Raw genomic sequence first — 17,743 nt, 5'->3', positions numbered from 1 at the left:
CCCCTCTCCTCTATCCATTGTGTTTGTGCATAATTTCTGCAAGTTTCTTTTTCACCGACGCTGGGGTACTTTCTGGATCAACAAGGGTATCTTGTTTGAAATTACCTGCCTGTATTTTCAAATCCGTTAGATATTTGGAATCATGGGTAAGTTTATTCAGTACCCTTAAAAATTCTTTTCCATTTTTTACAGTTTCACCTGCATGTTTTTCTGAAAAATAAGCGTTATTGCTGTTGTGATTCAGTACATAATGATAGGGGATTTTAGGCTGCAGAATCAGCAGAGCTTTATCTAAAAGTGCTCCCTCGAACGCTGTTGTGGAAGCAATTGTCATTAACATATCAATACGGTGGAGAAATTCATATAACGGATATCCTTCTTCCAAAATCAATACGTTCTTTTGCTTTTTCAAAATGGGATAATCATATTTATCATTTCTGTGTTTTTTTATGATGAACTTAAATGAACTTTGGTCTGCTGCAGAGGAAATCCATTGTTCAATTTGTTCATTTGTATTAAGGTACGGCTGCGTGGTATATCCCAATAAGAAAAATTGCTCTGGAATGTTCTTGTCGTTCAAAAACGTTTCTTTAGAACCTGCCATGACTCTACTGTCATAAAAGAATTTGATGTTCCCTGTGTCAAAAACATTTTCTTCAGGCACCATTCTTTTTATAAACCATTCTTTTTGATCCTTTCCCCAAGCAAAATAATAATCGGCTCTTGAAGGGATAAAAATATGATCGCCAATCGTGGTAAGGGGCATGTTAACAAATGGAATTTGATACTTTTTTGATAGCAGCCCAAGAATGGTTCCGAAAATGCTCGCCTCAGACGGACTTATGATTACAGCTGGTTTCACTTTCAGGATGAGCTGATCTAATATCACTGTCCATTTAATAATCGTAATACATGCTTCGCCAAGCCATTTTTTAAATGCTGGTGTACTAAAATAATTTTGATTCGGGAGCTGTTTTAATTTTTCATCTACTTGCTTTTTCAATACAGCCTGATGCCTGGCAATGGTTTGCTTGTTTATTTTAAGAATTTCATTCCTGAAGATACAGCGTTGAAACGTTTTTGGTATCGGCTTTTGAAACTCTGTTTCACGCAGTCCATAAAGAGTAATTTCATACTCCCTTAGTTGATCAGCAGCAAATGGTAAATAATCAATAGCTAAAAGGATAGACTTGTTGTTTTTAGCCAGTTTGACCGGAGCAATTTTTTCAAAGGAGAGTAGCTTTTGATTGATATCTCCCATTGATTTAAATTGATGCTGTTTGCGGAAACCATCAATCAGTTTTTGATTTTTTAAATTTCCATCAACAAATGGCTGAAGATGAGGCAAAAGATAAAGCCTGGATAAACATTGTGCAAGCGGCAATCCTAGTAGTTTAATAGAAGAAAAATAGTCAAAAAACTCATAAAGCATAGAATATTTAATTATATGATAATCATTTACTTCCAGTTCTCCGAACATCCGATTTTACCTCCCAGAGCTTTTACCTTAAACCGTTTACAAATAACCTTCATATATTCTCCGTTCCAATAGATGTTCTGCCGCACGAAAATCCGCCTCATCATCAATATCCACTGCTCTTTCTTTCGGAATGATGATCCCTCCTGGACGGTCACCTAGAAAGTGTACGCTCTTATCACTGACGGTATCCGTAAAAAATGCATAGACTGAACCTGCGAGCTGATAGGCTCTAGGCAGCTTTTGGCGTGGGAGAAACGGATTTGCGCCCTCTAAGTAAGTTGTTGGGGTGGAGCCTTCCATTTTCCAAGCCTGAACCGGGTTTGTATCTGCTTCTGTGAAAGTGGCAGCAGATGTATACCTTTCTTTATTATCAATAAGAAGATCCAGACAATTATAAATATCTTCTTTCGATCTCAGGGGAGATGTAGGCTGAAGATAAAGAATAATATCATAGGTTTTATTTCGTTCTTTTAAGACAGTTAAAGCATGCATGACAGCGTCAATGGGCTGCGAATAGTCAGCCGAAATGTCTCCTGGACGCTCTATCACATCTGCTCCGAAGAATTGAGAAACGATTGAAATATTCAAGTCATCGGTAGAGACAACCGTTTTATCAATTTCCGGGATTTCTTTAAGCAAACCGATTGTCCAGGAGATAAGCGGTTTTTTGCATAGTATTTTAATATTTTTATAGGGAATTCCTTTGCTTCCTCCCCTAGCAGGTATCAAGGCCAAGATTCGTTTGTTTTTATACATCCTTCATTCACCTGCCTTTTTATTCAGAAGCTGCCACTGATCTATTGATTTATTTAACACGGCAAGTACATGTGATTCCGGGCAGTTTGTAACATCATATGGGTTGCTGGATTCGATTCTCTTTGAACACAGCAGGCTTCTGACAGCATTCACCACCGCTTTTTCCTCATAGGGGATTTCGATTACATTGCTTCCTTTCTCTCTCCCATTTTGCCGATTGCCGAGCAGTACGAATGGAAGAGAGAAAAAAGGCGCTTCGATTAATCCGCTGCTTGAATTTCCTATTAATACATCTGCCTGGCTTAATAAAAATAAATAATCTTTTTGAGGAACGGAGGAAAAGAAGAATGCCTGTTCCTCATTTTTACTGCAAAATTGCCTGAACTTCTGATTAAACAATTCTCCGCCTGCATCACTATTTGCTCCGATAAAGATCATTTGTTCCTGTTTGAATGAATCAAGTGAGGAAATCAGCGTGTCAATTTGTATAGTTACCGGCACAGAATCTCGTGAATCCGGGTGAAAGACAATTAAGAGAAGCTTTCTATAAGGATCAATGAAATATTTCTCTTTGAGCTCTGTTATCTGAGACTCTTTCATATTTATGACTTCATTAATTTCGGTCTTTCTCAAGCTTCCAATTACTTGTACCCTCCATTTTTCTTCTCCGAGGTTTAGTAGATGGCTGCGGGATTTCTCAGATGATACAAAATGAAGATGTGCAAGCTTTGAAATAGCATGGCGAATGGCATCGTCGGCCGAACCGCTGATTTCCCCTCCATGAAAGTGAACGATAGGGATGTTTAAATAATGAGCCGATATTGCACCAGCAAGCATTTCACCCCGATCACCCAAGACGAGCAGATAATCCGGTTTTATTTCATCTAAAATAGTTGAAAAATATAGAATGCCGAGACCTAAAGATTGAGACATGGCAAGTTCGCTGTCACCTTTTAATAAAATCGCAGGTGAAGCTGCAATTTGAAGGTTATCTTGTTTAACAGCCTCAATGGTATTTCCATATTCTTGGATGACATGCATGCCCGTTACGATAAGCGACAAGGAAAAATCTTCGCTTTTATCGAGAGAAAGGAGAAGGTTCCGGTAGATTCCATAGTCGGCACGAGTTCCTGTCAGACAGACGATTTGTTTTTTTTTCATAAGAAATCATCCCAGGATAACGGCTGATGCTGCTTTTTAAAAGTCTTTAGAACTTTGCCTAAAACATTCTCGTACTCATTAGCTTCTATTCCTTCCAATGGACGCAGGGCAATTAGGTCCTGTTCAGTCACTACAGTACCGGCTGGCAGGTCACGCTTCAGATAAAGACCTCTTCTGACAAGAGGTTTAACTTGTGTTTCAAGGTTTGTCAATTGCTTTTGATCAGATCCGAGTGCCGTTTCTGTTAATCGAATCTGCCGTACCATTTCTTTGAATTCCTCTGCTTGCATTGAAGCGGAATGATCTGGTCCCGGCAGTGTCTGATCCAGTGTGAAGTGTTTTTCAATTATCTTGGCTCCAATCGCTATAGCTGCTACAGGTATATGTGTACCGACTGAATGATCCGAATAGCCAATTGTAAATGGATAGCGGTTAATATAGTCTTTAATCACATGCAAATTGAGCTCTTCTTCAGGTGCAGGATAGCTTGAGGTACAGTGAAGAATGCAAATTTCCTGCCTTTCATTCAGTGATTGCAGATAGCTGATGGTTCTGTCGATTTCCTCCAGCAGAGCCATGCCAGTTGAAAGAATAATCGGTTTCTTCTTTTTGGAGATTTGCTTCAGCAGGGGGAAATTAGTCAGGTCTCCGCTCCCTACTTTGAAAACCTTCATTCCCATTTCGTTCAATATATCCACGCTCTTCACGTCAAATGGTGTTGCCATGAAAAAAACATTTTTATTGTCGCAGTACTTCTTCAGTTCAATAAAATCTGCGTAAGAAAGCTCCAGTTTTTTGAGCATTTCATGCTGAGTTGCTTCCATTGTCTTTTTTTGATAGTCTGCTAGTCCGGCGGTTCTTGTTGTCAATTCGTCTGCCTGAAACATTTGAAATTTCACAGCATCTGCCCCTGCACGGACAGCTTCGTCCACCAATTTTTTCGCCATATCCAAAGATCCGTTATGATTAACCCCAATTTCCGCAATAATAAATGCTCTTTTTGACAGATTCAGCATTATCCTTGCTCCTTTGTCAGAAGTTCCTTAAGAGCAGCGATAACAAATTCTTGTTCCTCTTCTTTTAAATCATTAAAAAACGGCAAAGCCAATGAGCGGTTTCCAAGCATTTCAGCGCATGGAAAGTCTCCTTCTTTAGTTTGAAAAAGGGTTTTATAAAACGCCTGCAAGTGAATGGAAGGGAAATATGGCTTAGTTTGTATCCCTTTTTCCAAGAGTTTTTTCATTACCTCATCACGGTCAGCTGTCTCAGGGACAAGAACCGGGTATACAAACCAGCTGATTTCAGCGTCGGGATGTTCCTTGAGATAAGCAACAGGCACCTGATGATGATCAATTAAGCTGTGGTAATGGGCCGCAGCTTTCTTTCTTTTCGCCAAGATTTCATGGAGTCTTTCCATCTGAGCAATCCCAATGGCTGCATGTACATCCGACAGCCTGTAATTGTAGCCGAGCCTTTCGTGCATGAGCCATTCATTGCTGATGTTTCTTCCCTGATTACGAAGACTTGCACAAACCTCATACACTTCTTTCTGTTGTGTAACAAGCATTCCGCCTTCTGCAGTTGTAATCTGTTTATTTGGATAAAATGCAAATATGCCAGCATCCCCAAACGTTCCGGCAAGCTTGCCTTTCCAAGTCGCACCCAGGGCTTCGCAGGCATCTTCAATCACTTTTAAGTTATGCTTCAAAGCGATTTCCATAATCTTATCCATATTGCACGGATGCCCAAAAATATGAACAACAAGGATCGCTTTCGTTTTCTCCGTCACTGCTGCTTCAATCAGATTTTCATTCATCACAGTTGTATCTGGATGAACATCGACAAACACTGGCTTGACCCCTTCGTATAACAAACAATTGCTTGATGCAATAAAACTGTAAGGGGAAGTAATGACCTCATCTCCTTCAGTAAGACCAAGCGCTTTGACTGCTGCATGCAACGCACTAGTGCCGCTGTTCATAGCCACAGCAAAAGAAACATTCAGCAGATCCTTAAACTTCCCTTCAAATTCTTTGACTTTATCTCCCAAGCTCAATTTTCCTGAATCCAACACATCCATCACGTATTTCTTTTCTAGAGATGTAATATCGGGCTTTGATAAAGGAATCATTCCTGCATTCTCCTTTTTTAAGTAAGGCAATCTTGTAATAAAAGCTTCAATTCCGTCTCTTTTATCATATTTTCCAACCTTCTTTTCGCTTGTACCAAGAGCCTACTCAATGAAAAATAGGTGATGCAATCTCATACCTTTTCCAATACCAGTATATTCCTATTTGAGAACATCAGAAGAAAAGAGTAAAAATAGGCCAGTCCTTTTTTATCATGTTTTTTAAATCATATTCCATTTTCGGTTTTGATCGCTTCTGTCATGGATACCTGGGCTTGCCTTGGAAGGCTTCGTCTTGACCTGCACCGGACAGATTAAATGATTCTTGCGGTCTATCACTGCAGCTATTCTGTCCTATTAATAAGGACAGACTAATAGATTCAGGCTGGAAAAATGTATGCATTTCCTAACTCCATTTTGAATCTTAAAACATATGATACTACTGACGTATCTAATTCTTTATAAAGGAGGTTTTTAATATCAACCAGAATCACCCTTCAACTGTTCATTTAAATCTGCACACCTTCTATAAAGATAAAGTCATCCTCGTGACTGGAGGTACAGGTTCAATCGGCAGCCAGATTGTTAGGGAACTAGTAAACTATTCTCCAGCGAAAATTATTGTTTTCAGCAAAGACGACAGTAAACAATATTTGATGAAACAAGCATTAAGAGATTATTCAAATATCTATTACCTAATCGGCGACATTCGTGATTACCGCCGGGTTGAATATATATGTACGAATGTTGATTTCATCTTTCATACTGCTGCGTTAAAGCAGGTGCCTGCTTGTGAAGATAATCCAGATGAAGCAATCAAGACCAATCTTTTAGGCTGCATAAATCTCATAGAAGCTGCTTTAAAAAACCATGTTAAAAAAGTTATTAACATCAGTACAGATAAAGCAGTTAACCCTACAAATACGATGGGGGCAACAAAGCTTCTGTCTGAAAAGCTGTTTCATCAGGCAAATATGAAACTTAACAACCATGGAACAACTTTCAGCTCAGTAAGGTTTGGAAATGTTCTCGGTTCTAGAGGTTCCGTTATCCCGCTCTTATTTGATCAGCTTATGAGCAGGCAGCCATTGACCATAACAGATCTTGGCATGACACGGTTTTTTATGTCCATTCAAGAAGCAGTGCAGCTTACGATTAAAGCATGCGCATATTCTGATGGCGGAGAAACCTATATTCTGAAGATGAAAGCACTGAAGCTGTCTGATTTAGTGGACGGTCTGAAACAATATGCAAAAGATCATCAGCTCACTGAACCGGAAATTGCCATTATCGGAGCAAGAAAAGGCGAAAAGCTTTATGAAGAGCTTGCTTCGGAACACGAACTGCAGAATGTCTATGAAAATGACCAAATGTTTGCCATTTCTCACATCCCTCCTAATAATGGGTCGTTTAAAAAAGCCAGTCTTACTGATTACCGTTCAGACAAAGTTAAAACAATCAGTCACCTGGAAATGATGGAAATATTCAAGGATTTGAAATCATGAGGTGGGGAATAATCGGAACAGGCGGCCACAGTAAAACAGTGCTTGAAGCACTTATGAGCAAAAGTACTTTTTCTAAGGTCACTTTTTACACAAAATTTTTTCCTGACTCATCTTTTTTTAACTCCTACAAAGTTGTAAGAGTTGAAGAATCAGCAAGTGCAAATTTTGATCATAATATCGAGGCGTGGCATGTAGCTATTGGGGATGTCTTCATTCGAGATAGAAAAATGCAGGAGCTGATAAATCACCACAGACAATTACCGCCCATCCTTCATGACCATTCTTGTGTCAGTAAATCTTCTTCGATAGGTGCTGGGAGTTTTATAAATGCAGGAGCTGTCATAAATGCAGATGCTTGTATTGGAAAAGGCTGTATAATCAACACATTGGCTAGTGTTGATCATGACTGCATAATCAGCGATTATGTAAATATCGGCCCTGGTTCAAATCTTGCAGGAACCGTGACAGTAGGCAGCCGTACAGATATTGGAACCGGTGTCATCATCATTCCTGGAATAACAATTGGAACCGGCTGCATCATAGGAGCAGGATCAGTTGTTGTCCGGGATGTACCGGACAACACCCTTGTCTACGGAGCGCCTGCTCGGGTCATTAAAAAAATTCATCCAGACATTGAAGGGAATCAGAATGAATAATTCCGGATTAACATCCATTATCATTCTCACTCACAACGGACTTTCTTACACGAAACAGTGTCTTGCCAGTCTGATGGAACATACACCTGAAAAAATCGAGATCATTGTAGTTGACAATGCTTCTTCAGACGGGACCATTGCTTATCTGGAACCTCTTTCTGGCATTACTTTGATTAAAAATAATGAAAACAAAGGATTTCCTGCAGGCTGTAATCAAGGGCTGAATGAAGCGGCAGGGGAATATATCGTCCTTTTAAACAATGATACTGTCGTGACAAATGAATGGCTAAAACGCTTGAAATGGTGTTTAGATCATCAGCCTCAAGCAGGTATTGCAGGACCAAGATCGAATTTGGTCCTGCCTCATCAAGCCGTCCGGCAAGTCCCCTACCATTCACTGGAGCAAATGCACAATTTCGCAAACGAGTTCTCTCAACAAAACCACCAGCAAGGAATTCTGGCCAGTCATTTAAGCGGTCTCTGCATGATTTTCAAAAAATCATTAGTAGATGCCATCGGAGGATTTGACGAACGTTTTTCCCCCGGGTACTTTGAAGATACAGATTTTTCACTTAGGGCGAGCATTTATGGAAAAAAACTCTTGGTCGCAAATGATGTTTTCATTCATCATTACGGAAACAGCAGCTTTAAAACAAACCGGACTCTGCAGATAAAAACAGTGAAAAACAGCGAAAAGAAATTTAAAGAAAAGTGGAACATTCAGGATCTCAGTAAAATCACAGAAACTGCTGAAAAAGAAAAGCCTTTTAATCTGGAACGTCATTATGTTCCATTTTAAAAGGCTCTTTATCTATTCTCTGTTTCCCAGTTAAATCCAATAACAGGATCATTCCACGGAATTCGTTTTTCATCGGGTTCAAGGGGATTGTAGGGTTCAGTTGTAAAATAAATGATGACGGCCGGTTTCTCCCCAAGTACTCTATAACCATGGGCTACACCTTTCGGGATAAGGAGCATAATTGGATTTTGTTCGCCCATATAATAAACATTCGTTTGTCCGTTTGTTGGAGATTTCTCCCTAAGATCATACAGAACAACTTGTGCATTGCCTGAAGGAAAAAACCACAGATCATCCTGTTTCTCATGATAATGATAGGCTTTAATCACAGAAGGATAGCTCATTGACCAAGATGCCTGGCCGAACTTTGCAAGAAATTCCTTTTCATCGTCTCTTATGAGCTCGGCAAAAAAGCCCCGGTCATCAAGGTGCTTTACGAGTTTCTTTGTTTTCACCCCGTCAATCATCCGAATTCTCCTTATTAAAAAATTCTTTTAGAGCGTCTTGCCATGAACGCAAAGGGTCAAACCCCTCTCTTTTCAGCGCATGATGGGCCATGACTGAATAAGCAGGTCTTTTAGCAATCGTTCCATAAAAATCCGTTGAAACCGGAATCACTTTCCCGGGATTTACCTCTGCTTCACGAACAATGGCTTTGGCAAATTCATACCATGAGCATGCACCTGTATTTGAAACGTGATAGATGCCGGTTGTCTTCTTATCCAGTTTCAAAATAATTTCCGCCAGATCTTTTACATAAGTTGGAGAGCCTATTTGATCCTCTACAACTCTAAGAATCTTGTTTTCATTCACCTGTCTGAGAATGGCTTTTAAGAAATTTTTTCCCTCGTGACCGAATAGCCAAGATGTACGAATAACTGTGCCTCTTTTATAGTCAAGAACACACTTTTCCCCATACAGCTTGCTCAAACCATAAATTGAAAGCGGATAAGGCGGATCATCCTCTGTATAAGGTGCTTTTTTTTTGCCGTCAAATACATAATCAGTGCTGATATAAATCAGTCGTGCCTGCACAGTTTCTGCAGCTCTAGCGACGGCTGCAGTACCCCGCCAGTTTACCTCAAAGGCTTTTCTGCGATTTGATTCACATTGTTCAACATCCGTAAATGCCGCAGTGTGTATAATCATTTCAGGTTTTTTCTGGCAGATGACTTTCAGTACTTCCTCTTTATTAGCAACATCTAAATCACTTTTTGTAAGAGCTGTTACCTGATGGTTCTGCAGCAGCTGTCTTGAGAGCTCTTTTCCCAATTGACCGCCTGCACCTGTTATCAGCACATTCAAGACATCACCTGCTTTCACCCGAGCCTTTTTCTATACCATTCTATTGTTCTTTTGATTCCTTCATGAAAAGAAATTGAAGGTGACCAGCCAAGTTCTTTTTCGATTTTAGTGGAATTTATGGCATATCTGCGGTCATGGCCTTTCCGGTCCTCCACATACTCAATCATGTCATTTTTTTTGCCTGTTTGTTTTACTATTTCTTCTATGACATCTCTATTTGTTTTTTCAGTATTTCCCCCAATATTATAGACTTCGCCTGCTTTCCCCTGTTCAAGCACCATATGAATGGCCCGGCAGTGGTCCTCTACAAAAATCCAGTCGCGGATATTCAGGCCATCGCCGTATAGAGGAATTTTTTTATCTGTGAGGGCATGCGTAATGACCTTGGGAATAAATTTTTCTAGGTGCTGCATAGGGCCGTAATTGTTGCTGCATCTCGTGATGATAACTGGAAGGCTGTGGGTTTGATAGTAGGAGCGGACAAGCAGATCGGCACTCGCTTTACTTGCTGAATATGGATTATTGGGTAAAAGAGCGGAATGCTCTGTGAAAGGAGATTCATAGGGGGAAAGAGAGCCATATACTTCATCCGTAGAAATTTGAATCATTCTGTCAGCTTTTCCGTCCAGCACAGCCTGAAGGAGATGAAATGTTCCGTTAATATTTGTATAAATAAAAGGGGAAGCATTCGATATACTGCGATCTACATGTGTTTCTGCAGCAAAGTTAATGATGGCATCATATTTTTGATCAAAGATCTCAGATTCCTTTTCGCTGCTGCCAATATCATATTGAATAAATCGATAGCGTTCTGAGGAGGTAAAGGATTGAATATTCTCTAAACTGGCGGCATACGTCAGACAATCTGCATTTGTAATTGAGTACTCGGTATTTTTTAATAGATAGGCGATGAAGTTCGCCCCGATAAAGCCCGCTCCTCCTGAAATCAATACATGTTTTGTCATAAATCGGCCTCCAAATCTGTCATGCCATTTACAAGCTGGTTTGCGTGAAAAAGGGATTCATGCGTGCCCGCGTCAACCCACCATCCTTCTAATATATCGAAATGAAGCCTGCCGTTTGCTAGATACATTTTGTTGACGTCGGTAATTTCCAGTTCATTGCGATCAGAGGGACGAAGTTTATTTATATAGGTGAAAACATGAGGATCATACATATAAATTCCGGTTACACAATAGGGTGATAGCGGGCGCTTCGGTTTTTCATGGATAGATTCAATTTGATTGCCATCCTGATTCAATACCGCTACACCATAGCGTTCCGGGTCCTTAACTTTTTTGAGGAGAACTCTTGCGCCCGATGACTGCTTCTTAAATTTCGTTACAAAAGGCACTAACGAATCTTCAAATATATTATCTCCCAAAAGCACGACACACTTTTCACTTTGAATAAAGCTGCAGGAGCATAGAAGAGCATCTGCTGCACCCCCTCCATCCTTTTTCTGAACTTCATACTGAAGAGAAACATTTAATTCCTCCCCGTTTCCGAATATCTTCTTAAAGAGAGCAGTGTGCTTATTATTTGTGACAATCAGAATATCTTTAATGCCGGCATCGCTTAATTTTTTTATAGACCAATAAATCATTGGGTACCTTCCGACCGGCAAGAGATGTTTATTTATTATTTTTGTAAATGGGTTCAATCGAGTGCCTGTTCCGCCTGCAAGTATGACCCCTTTCATAAATGGATACCGCCTTTAAACGCATTTTTACCTACATCATATATGTATGTTTTTGGAAGTGAATATGTCATTATCTTTCCCTTGAAGCAGTTCCTTCCCATACTTCCTTAAAAATCTTTATAAAGGGCAGTCTATCAGCAATTTCACTGATTTTTCAATAACAGGCTAATGGCCGTTCCTCAATTAATAGGACTTGTATATAGTATAGCAACAAGAAAAAAAGGTGCGAATGATGAAGCAAAATTCCTGCCTTCTTTTCTTTTAATATTTTTGAAAAGGAGAGGTATTATTGTCAAAAGGAAGCAGCAGTTCATGCAAGGTTTGGAAGGATGAGCTTGAAAGATTGCGCAGCAGAAATGTCCAAATTACAACTTCAGGCAGTGCTTTTGCGGGGTCACTTACATTGACAAGCGACAAATGTACTGTGCGTCTTGCACCTAATGCACCTAATTTACTGCCAGTTTCAGTCTCGGTACAGGAAATTACTGGATTGACTGATCTATCACAATTGTCAATGAGTGAGTATTATGCATTTGCTTCAGGAACTGAATTGGGCAATTCAAGGTAGTAAAGTAAGAGCTTACCGTACACAGCTTGAGAAACTTCTCATATACTGAATTGGTCAAATGCCGTTCCTAAAAATGAAAATGTGTATATAGTGTAAAAAAGAAGAGGGAGCGCCTTTCTTTAGTATCCAAATAAACTCCCTTTTCACATTCAATTTAACTTGTAAAGGAGAGTTACGATTGTCCAAAGATAAAAGCAGTAAACCATGTAAATTCTGGGAAGATGAGCTTGAAAGATTAGATGGGGAAAATGTTCAGATTATTACTTCTGGAGGCACATTTGTCGGCCAGCTTGCATATGATGAGGAAGACTGTATTGTAAGGCTTGCTCCGAGCGCAGCTGGACTTCTGCCTGCTACTGTTTCGGTCCCGGAGATTGAAGGCATTACAGATCTATCTTCACTAAGCAGCGAAGAATTTGAAAGCTTTCTTCTAGGCTTATCAGGAGATGGCGGTTTCCTTAATTTCTTCCCGCCGACTACTACACTTTTTTTCTAAACTCAATACACATAAATTTTGAACTAAAAAGGAGTCAGCGGTATTCTGCCGACTCTTTTTTTCTTATCTCATGATCGAATTTGGCCGTTGCCGCAGACCAAATACTTATGGGATGTAAGAGCTTTTAGCCCCATCGGCCCCCTTGCATGCAATTTTTGCGTGCTGATGCCGATTTCGGCGCCGTATCCGAATTCAAAACCGTCAGTAAAGCGAGTGGAAGCATTGTGATAGACAGCAGCAGCATCGACCAGGTTCTGAAATTTCGATGCACTTTTTTTATTTTCGGTAACAATTGCTTCTGAATGCTTTGTTCCATACCGGTTTATGTGCTGAATTGCTTCTTCAGTACTCTCTACTGATTTTATACTTACTTTCATTGAAAGGTATTCTGCAGCCCAGTCTTCTTCTAACGCAAGTTCGGCATTACTTAAAAGAGAACAGATTTTTTCATCTCCAACAATTTTCACAGAAAGCTCATGCAATTTGCTGAGTAAATCTGCACCGTATTGATAAAGCCACTTTTCATGAATCAACAGTGATTCCGCCGCGTTACAGACAGATGGACGCTGTGTTTTAGCATTGATCAAAATTTTCGCAGCCATCTCAGGGTCAGCAGATTCATCAATATAAATATGGCAGTTTCCTGCACCAGTTTCCAGTACTGGAACAGTTGACTCTCTGACTACAGTATCTATCAGATTTTTTCCACCCCGCGGAATCAGCACATCCAAGTATTCATTTAACGTAAAAAGCTGTTTGGCTGTTTCTCTGTTCGTGTCTTCAATCAGCTGAACCGCTTCATGAGGGACCGAAGTCTGCTCAAGAGCCCGGTGGATCACGCTGACGAGCGCTTTATTTGAATGGATGGAAGAAGAGCTTCCCCTCAAAATGACGGCATTTCCTGTTTTCAGCGACAGAGTTGCAGCGTCAATCGTCACATTTGGCCGCGCTTCATAAATCATTCCGATTACGCCGAGCGGCACTCGTTTTTTCTGGATAAGCAGCCCATTTTCTTTTTGGATCGTCTCAAGCACTTCTCCAACAGGATCCTCTAGACTAATTAACTGGCGAATGGCTAAAGCCATATCATTAATTCTTTTTTCAGTCAGCAGCATGCGGTCCAGGATGGAATCTGTCATGCCCGCCTTTTTTCCGGCCTCAATATCTTTTTGATTCTCTTTTATTAAAAAATCACGCTCTGTCTCAAGCTGCCCCGCTATTTGTTCCAGTGCACGGTTTTTTTCTTCTGTCGGCACCTGCATCATGTCATAGCTGACAGCCTTGGCAATTTTCCCTTTCCTCATAACCTCACTCATGGTTACCCCTCCGTTTCACGCTTTGACCCATCGGTCGCGGTGTATCACTTCAATGGATGCAAGCACAGCTCCTGCTTCTTTTGTCCGTTTTCCCATTACCTGCTTTAATGTTTCAGAGGAACATAAAACCTCTCCTTTTCCAAGCATCCCGTTCGGTCCGTGAACTTCCACCACATCACCAGTTTCAAATGCTCCGGAAATGTCGCAAACACCTGCAGGCAATAAGCTTTTCCCTCTCATAATGAGAGCAGACTCTGCTCCTTCATCAATAAAAATTTTCCCTTTGACTAAAGAATGAAGGGCAATCCACTGTTTGCTGCTTTTTAGGAAAGAGCGGGCTTCTATATAGGTCCCGTCTCCCTCACCATTCAGGATGCGGATGAACTTATCATCGCCTCTTCCTGTTCCGATAAAAACAGATACCCCAAGCTCAATGGCTGTTTTCGCCGCAGCAAGCTTGGATTTCATTCCCCCGGTTCCGACTGAAGATCCCGCTCCTTCCGCTCCAAGCATCATCTCATCGGTAATTCCGGTCAAACGGTCATATCTTTTCGCATCTGTGTGATCGCGCGGATTTTTGTCATACAGTCCGTTGATATCCGTTAAAATAACGAGCTCATCAGCCTGTGCAAGGCCGCTGACAAGTGCAGACAGCATGTCATTATCACCAAACGTCAGCTCCTCAACAGAAACTGTATCATTTTCATTAATGATCGGGATAATGCCTCTGTCAAGCAGTTCGCGAATCGTGGCAAAAGCGTTTCTGTAACGCTCTTTTGATGAAAAATCTGTCCGGGTCAGCAAAATCTGAGCAGGAATAAAACCGTACGCCCCAAGCTGAGCCATATATTCCTGAATCAGCAGGCTCTGACCGACAGCAGCCGCGGCCTGCTTGCCTTTCAGCGTAAGGGGTCTGGCAGGATAACCAAGCTTTCTGAAACCTGCGGCAACAGCACCCGATGAAACGAGCAGCACTTCATGCCCTGCTTGTCTCAGCCGAGCAAGCGCTGTAATATGATCGGTGAACGTTTCCAGATCGATTTCACCTTTCCTGTTCGTAAGAGAACTGCTCCCGATTTTAACAACAATCCGTTTTTTCATGAGGGTTTGCCTCCTTTAGTTTGGTAAGTGGATGTATTGGACAGAGGTGCCGCAGGATATTTACCTTTCAGCACCTGATTCTTCTTACGAAGGGTTCATTCACGACGCTTTTTGACCCTTCAGCTCCTGATTCTTCGTACGAAGGGTTCATTCACGACGCTTTTTGACCCCCTCATCTTCATGGAATAAAAAAAGCCCTCCCCGTCCTGTAAAATAAGGACGAAAAGGGCTTTGCTCTCCGTGGTACCACCTTGGTTGGATGCACGTGGCATCCCGCTTTGCCTGATAACGCCAGGCTGATGGCGCCTGTGTGTTTGGCACAGGACTCGGCAGGCAGGTTCTGCGGCTTTGCTGCTGCGGGGTCTCTCAGCTTATAAACCCCGCTCTCTTTTGCACAAAGTCCCGCATACTAGTCCCGCTTCAGCGTTCATTGATTTTTATATATTATGCGCAGTCGGACGGCTTATGTCAATTGTTTTTTTTCATAATAATTGGCAAGTTCGATAATCATCGCACCCATTCGTTCAAGATCAGGAGCAAGCGTATTCTCTACCCCTTCCTCTGTAAGGGCTTCGGCTGTAATTTTCCCGACAGCTACAGGGAGTGTGCGTGTTTTGAAGGCTTCAAATACATCCGTCGTTAAATCATGCTTTTTAACATACTGAAAAAATTCGCGAACCTGGATGGCAGCGGTAAAGCATACCGCATCAATTTCTCCTGCTTTCATTTCTTCACAAAGCAGGCTGACGGCTTTTTCATCAGGGGATATGTGGCGGTACGGAAGCACCTGGTGGACAGATGCCCCTTTTTCTTCAAGAAACCTGATCAGTGCAGGCGCTGTTTCACCGTGGAGCTGCACCATGACTCTTTTTCCGGAAAAGTCTTCATTTTCCAAAGCGCGGACAAGGCCTCTGGTCGTTCCGTCATCATCCTTTTTTAATGGAGCCAATCCAAGCTTTTTGAGCGAAGCGAAGGTCTTGTATCCTCTTGAAGCAATGTTCGACTCGCGGAGCTGTCTTAAAAATGCTTCTTCCTCTCCCAGCTGACGGGACAGCTTCACCAGCGTTTCTGTTCCTATTCCCGTCGTCAGGATGGTCCAGTCCGCCCCCTCATTTATGTACTTGCGCAAATCCGGTTCGACCTGCTCTTCAGCCAGAAAAACGGTTCCCTGCAGAGAGCGGACAAGCGGAGTGCCCCCCTGTTTTTCAATCAGCGTACTGATTTCGTCTGTTTTTCTAGATCCTGCAATCACAACTTTTTTGCCTTCTAAACCTCTTCCCATGCTGCGCGTCCCCTTTTCTGCGGCCTTTTTATTAAAGGTATCACGTGAAGGGAACCTGTTCAATGTGTTTTTTTTCACAAAGTGTTCAAACTTTATGTAATCGCTTTCAAAAACCTGTAGTATAATAGGAATATATTCATAGAAAACGATTACATTTTAAATTAATCCCTTTAAATAAACACGAAAACGGAAGGAGACATTCACATGATTTTAAAAGCATTGAGGCGCAATAAGCTTGTAACTGTAAACTACTATATTGACGGTGCCGTTCAGACATTGAAAGGCCGCGTCCGCAATCTCGACCTGAGCGATCAGACCCTGTCACTTGAAGACGAAGATAAGAATGTCTTTTCAATCAGGTTGGCGGGAATTAAAGAAATTTATTGACACAAAAAAAGAGCATCAAGAAAGCTGATGCTCTTTTTTTTGTGTCTTATGTGAAAAGCTATCTCCCATCATCTAAACTCCTGAACAACAATCCCTTTTCCATTCTCCACTGTCACGTCCGCAAAAGCACCGTTTATCAGGGTCAGCTGCGGAGGCTGGTGTCCGCAGTCAATATCGTAGATGACAGGTACTCCAAGTTCAGATGCGAGATCCTCATAGACATCCTCTGCCGTATACCCCTCTACCGGATGGTTGGCCGGGCTTCTTCCAAAAAGGATTCCTGAGCAATTTTCAAACCAGCCGGCCATTTTCAGCTGGACAAGCGATATGCGCAAATCCGTTGCAGAAAGCGCGCAGTTTTCAAAATACCAGATGATCGGATCGCCGGCGATATGCTTTTTGGAAAAAGCCTCAACATCCCCAAGCGGTGTGCCTGCCAGATGTTTAATCACATCAATGCAGCCTCCGAGCAGGCGTCCCTTGACCTGTTCATCTTGACCGGACACTGTTTTCCAGACAGTTGGTTCTGTCAGATGATACACATGGGGTGTCGGGTTCTCGTGCTGCCACTTTTCTTGGTACTTTTCTGAGGAGATTTGAGTCACTTTCCCTCCTCTTTCTGTTTTCAGGACGGTTTCCCACATGGCAGAGGTTGGGTCGGACGATTCACCTCTTAAATCAATCAGGTTCGTTCCGTGAGCTGTTGCCATCCCCGTTTTAAGAGTAATAGCAAGTGTAAGTACGCTGACATCGGAGTATCCCAAAATCCATTTTTCCTTTATGGCATCGTAATCGACACCTTCCAGCATTTCCATCGCAAGCTCGCCGCCCCAAGGAGGGAGAATGAAGTCAATTCGATCATCCTGCATCATTTGATTGAATTCCTCTGATCGTTTTGCTGCGTGTGCGGATTTTGCTTTTTCCTGCGTCCAGGCTGTTTCACCTGTAATAATGGTATATCCCCTGGATTCCATTTTTTCAGAGGCCTGCTTCAGCAGTCCGTGCAATTCCTGCGGAACACCAGACGACGGGGCGGTTACTCCTATTACGGCATTTGATTTTAACAATGGATATGTAATCATTTTATCTGCCTCCCGATGA

The 17,743-nt window shown here is 41.7% G+C and carries 19 protein-coding genes; 6 read left to right on the top strand and 13 right to left on the bottom strand.

Annotated features, from left to right (window positions below; translation table 11 throughout):
- Positions 1-10: 10 nt before the first annotated feature.
- The 5 genes from ACK1LH_RS06055 to ACK1LH_RS06035 are packed head-to-tail and all read right to left on the bottom strand — an operon-like array spanning position 11 to position 5,528.
- Entirely contained in the window at positions 11-1,480 is a 1,470-nt protein-coding gene (locus ACK1LH_RS06055) for a hypothetical protein (protein ID WP_411334743.1), read from the bottom strand.
- A gap of 36 nt (positions 1,481-1,516) precedes the next feature.
- The gene (locus ACK1LH_RS06050) at positions 1,517-2,236 is read right to left on the bottom strand and encodes a cytidylyltransferase domain-containing protein (RefSeq protein ID WP_411334742.1); all 720 of its coding nucleotides are present in this window, start codon (positions 2,234-2,236) and stop codon (positions 1,517-1,519) included.
- Positions 2,237-2,239: 3 nt separating this feature from the next.
- Positions 2,240-3,397 (bottom strand): UDP-N-acetylglucosamine 2-epimerase, encoded by a 1,158-nt coding sequence (gene neuC, locus ACK1LH_RS06045; protein ID WP_411334741.1) that lies wholly within the window; start codon positions 3,395-3,397, stop codon positions 2,240-2,242.
- Positions 3,394-4,413 (bottom strand): N-acetylneuraminate synthase, encoded by a 1,020-nt coding sequence (gene neuB, locus ACK1LH_RS06040; protein WP_411334740.1) that lies wholly within the window; start codon positions 4,411-4,413, stop codon positions 3,394-3,396. Before neuB ends, neuC begins: the two co-directional genes overlap by 4 nt.
- Positions 4,413-5,528 carry a DegT/DnrJ/EryC1/StrS family aminotransferase gene (locus tag ACK1LH_RS06035; protein ID WP_411334739.1) on the bottom strand — a complete coding sequence of 372 codons (1,116 nt, stop codon included), beginning with the start codon at positions 5,526-5,528 and terminating at the stop codon, positions 4,413-4,415. Before ACK1LH_RS06035 ends, neuB begins: the two co-directional genes overlap by 1 nt.
- Positions 5,529-6,073: 545 nt before the next feature.
- Here ACK1LH_RS06035 and ACK1LH_RS06030 point away from each other — a divergent pair.
- From ACK1LH_RS06030 to ACK1LH_RS06020, 3 genes are read left to right on the top strand one after another with little or no spacing between them, the layout of a single operon-like run.
- Entirely contained in the window at positions 6,074-7,030 is a 957-nt protein-coding gene (locus tag ACK1LH_RS06030) for an SDR family NAD(P)-dependent oxidoreductase (RefSeq protein ID WP_411334738.1), read from the top strand.
- Complete coding sequence (locus tag ACK1LH_RS06025; RefSeq protein WP_411334737.1) at positions 7,027-7,686, top strand: NeuD/PglB/VioB family sugar acetyltransferase; 660 nt, start codon at positions 7,027-7,029, stop codon at positions 7,684-7,686. The genes ACK1LH_RS06030 and ACK1LH_RS06025 overlap by 4 nt, the downstream gene beginning before the upstream one ends.
- The gene (locus ACK1LH_RS06020) at positions 7,679-8,485 is read left to right on the top strand and encodes a glycosyltransferase family 2 protein (RefSeq protein WP_411334736.1); all 807 of its coding nucleotides are present in this window, start codon (positions 7,679-7,681) and stop codon (positions 8,483-8,485) included. Before ACK1LH_RS06025 ends, ACK1LH_RS06020 begins: the two co-directional genes overlap by 8 nt.
- Before the next feature lie 8 nt (positions 8,486-8,493).
- Here ACK1LH_RS06020 and ACK1LH_RS06015 read toward each other — a convergent pair whose 3' ends face one another.
- From ACK1LH_RS06015 to ACK1LH_RS06000, 4 genes are read right to left on the bottom strand one after another with little or no spacing between them, the layout of a single operon-like run.
- The gene (locus ACK1LH_RS06015; RefSeq protein WP_411334735.1) at positions 8,494-8,952 is read right to left on the bottom strand and encodes a dTDP-4-dehydrorhamnose 3,5-epimerase family protein; all 459 of its coding nucleotides are present in this window, start codon (positions 8,950-8,952) and stop codon (positions 8,494-8,496) included.
- Complete coding sequence (rfbD, locus tag ACK1LH_RS06010; protein WP_411335071.1) at positions 8,945-9,784, bottom strand: dTDP-4-dehydrorhamnose reductase; 840 nt, start codon at positions 9,782-9,784, stop codon at positions 8,945-8,947. The genes ACK1LH_RS06015 and rfbD overlap by 8 nt, the downstream gene beginning before the upstream one ends.
- 20 nt (positions 9,785-9,804) lie before the next feature.
- Positions 9,805-10,755, bottom strand: a complete 951-nt coding sequence (gene rfbB, locus ACK1LH_RS06005) for a dTDP-glucose 4,6-dehydratase (RefSeq protein ID WP_411334734.1) — start codon at positions 10,753-10,755, stop codon at positions 9,805-9,807.
- Positions 10,752-11,492 (bottom strand): sugar phosphate nucleotidyltransferase, encoded by a 741-nt coding sequence (locus tag ACK1LH_RS06000; RefSeq protein ID WP_411334733.1) that lies wholly within the window; start codon positions 11,490-11,492, stop codon positions 10,752-10,754. The genes rfbB and ACK1LH_RS06000 overlap by 4 nt, the downstream gene beginning before the upstream one ends.
- Before the next feature lie 289 nt (positions 11,493-11,781).
- On the opposite strand from ACK1LH_RS06000, the gene ACK1LH_RS05995 reads away from it, so the two are divergent.
- Together ACK1LH_RS05995 and ACK1LH_RS05990 are read left to right on the top strand one after the other, a co-directional pair.
- The gene (locus tag ACK1LH_RS05995) at positions 11,782-12,060 is read left to right on the top strand and encodes a hypothetical protein (RefSeq protein ID WP_411334732.1); all 279 of its coding nucleotides are present in this window, start codon (positions 11,782-11,784) and stop codon (positions 12,058-12,060) included.
- 178 nt (positions 12,061-12,238) lie between these two features.
- Positions 12,239-12,556, top strand: coding sequence for a hypothetical protein (locus ACK1LH_RS05990; RefSeq protein WP_411334731.1), 318 nt, complete (start codon positions 12,239-12,241; stop codon positions 12,554-12,556).
- Positions 12,557-12,624: 68 nt separating this feature from the next.
- On the opposite strand, the gene ACK1LH_RS05985 is transcribed toward ACK1LH_RS05990, so the two are convergent.
- From ACK1LH_RS05985 to ACK1LH_RS05975, 3 genes are all read right to left on the bottom strand, one after another.
- On the bottom strand, positions 12,625-13,872 hold the full coding sequence (locus ACK1LH_RS05985; protein WP_411334730.1) for a glutamate-5-semialdehyde dehydrogenase: 1,248 nt from the start codon (positions 13,870-13,872) through the stop codon (positions 12,625-12,627).
- A 15-nt stretch (positions 13,873-13,887) separates the two neighbouring features.
- Positions 13,888-14,973: a glutamate 5-kinase gene (gene proB, locus ACK1LH_RS05980; RefSeq protein WP_411334729.1), complete on the bottom strand. Its 1,086-nt coding sequence runs from the start codon at positions 14,971-14,973 to the stop codon at positions 13,888-13,890.
- A gap of 463 nt (positions 14,974-15,436) precedes the next feature.
- On the bottom strand, positions 15,437-16,255 hold the full coding sequence (locus ACK1LH_RS05975; RefSeq protein ID WP_411334728.1) for a uroporphyrinogen-III synthase: 819 nt from the start codon (positions 16,253-16,255) through the stop codon (positions 15,437-15,439).
- Positions 16,256-16,459: 204 nt separating this feature from the next.
- On the opposite strand from ACK1LH_RS05975, the gene ACK1LH_RS05970 reads away from it, so the two are divergent.
- Positions 16,460-16,642, top strand: a complete 183-nt coding sequence (locus ACK1LH_RS05970) for a YolD-like family protein (RefSeq protein ID WP_029282294.1) — start codon at positions 16,460-16,462, stop codon at positions 16,640-16,642.
- Positions 16,643-16,710: 68 nt separating this feature from the next.
- Here the strand turns inward: ACK1LH_RS05970 and ACK1LH_RS05965 are convergent, their stop codons facing one another.
- Positions 16,711-17,724 carry a S66 peptidase family protein gene (locus ACK1LH_RS05965; RefSeq protein ID WP_411334727.1) on the bottom strand — a complete coding sequence of 338 codons (1,014 nt, stop codon included), beginning with the start codon at positions 17,722-17,724 and terminating at the stop codon, positions 16,711-16,713.
- Positions 17,725-17,743: the final 19 nt, after the last annotated feature.

The organism is Metabacillus indicus, from assembly GCF_046603695.1.
Taxonomy (GTDB): domain Bacteria; phylum Bacillota; class Bacilli; order Bacillales; family Bacillaceae; genus Bacillus_P; species Bacillus_P indicus.
The sequence above is the reverse complement of the archived record's forward strand: the minus strand, read 5'-3'. Positions and strand labels throughout refer to the sequence as shown.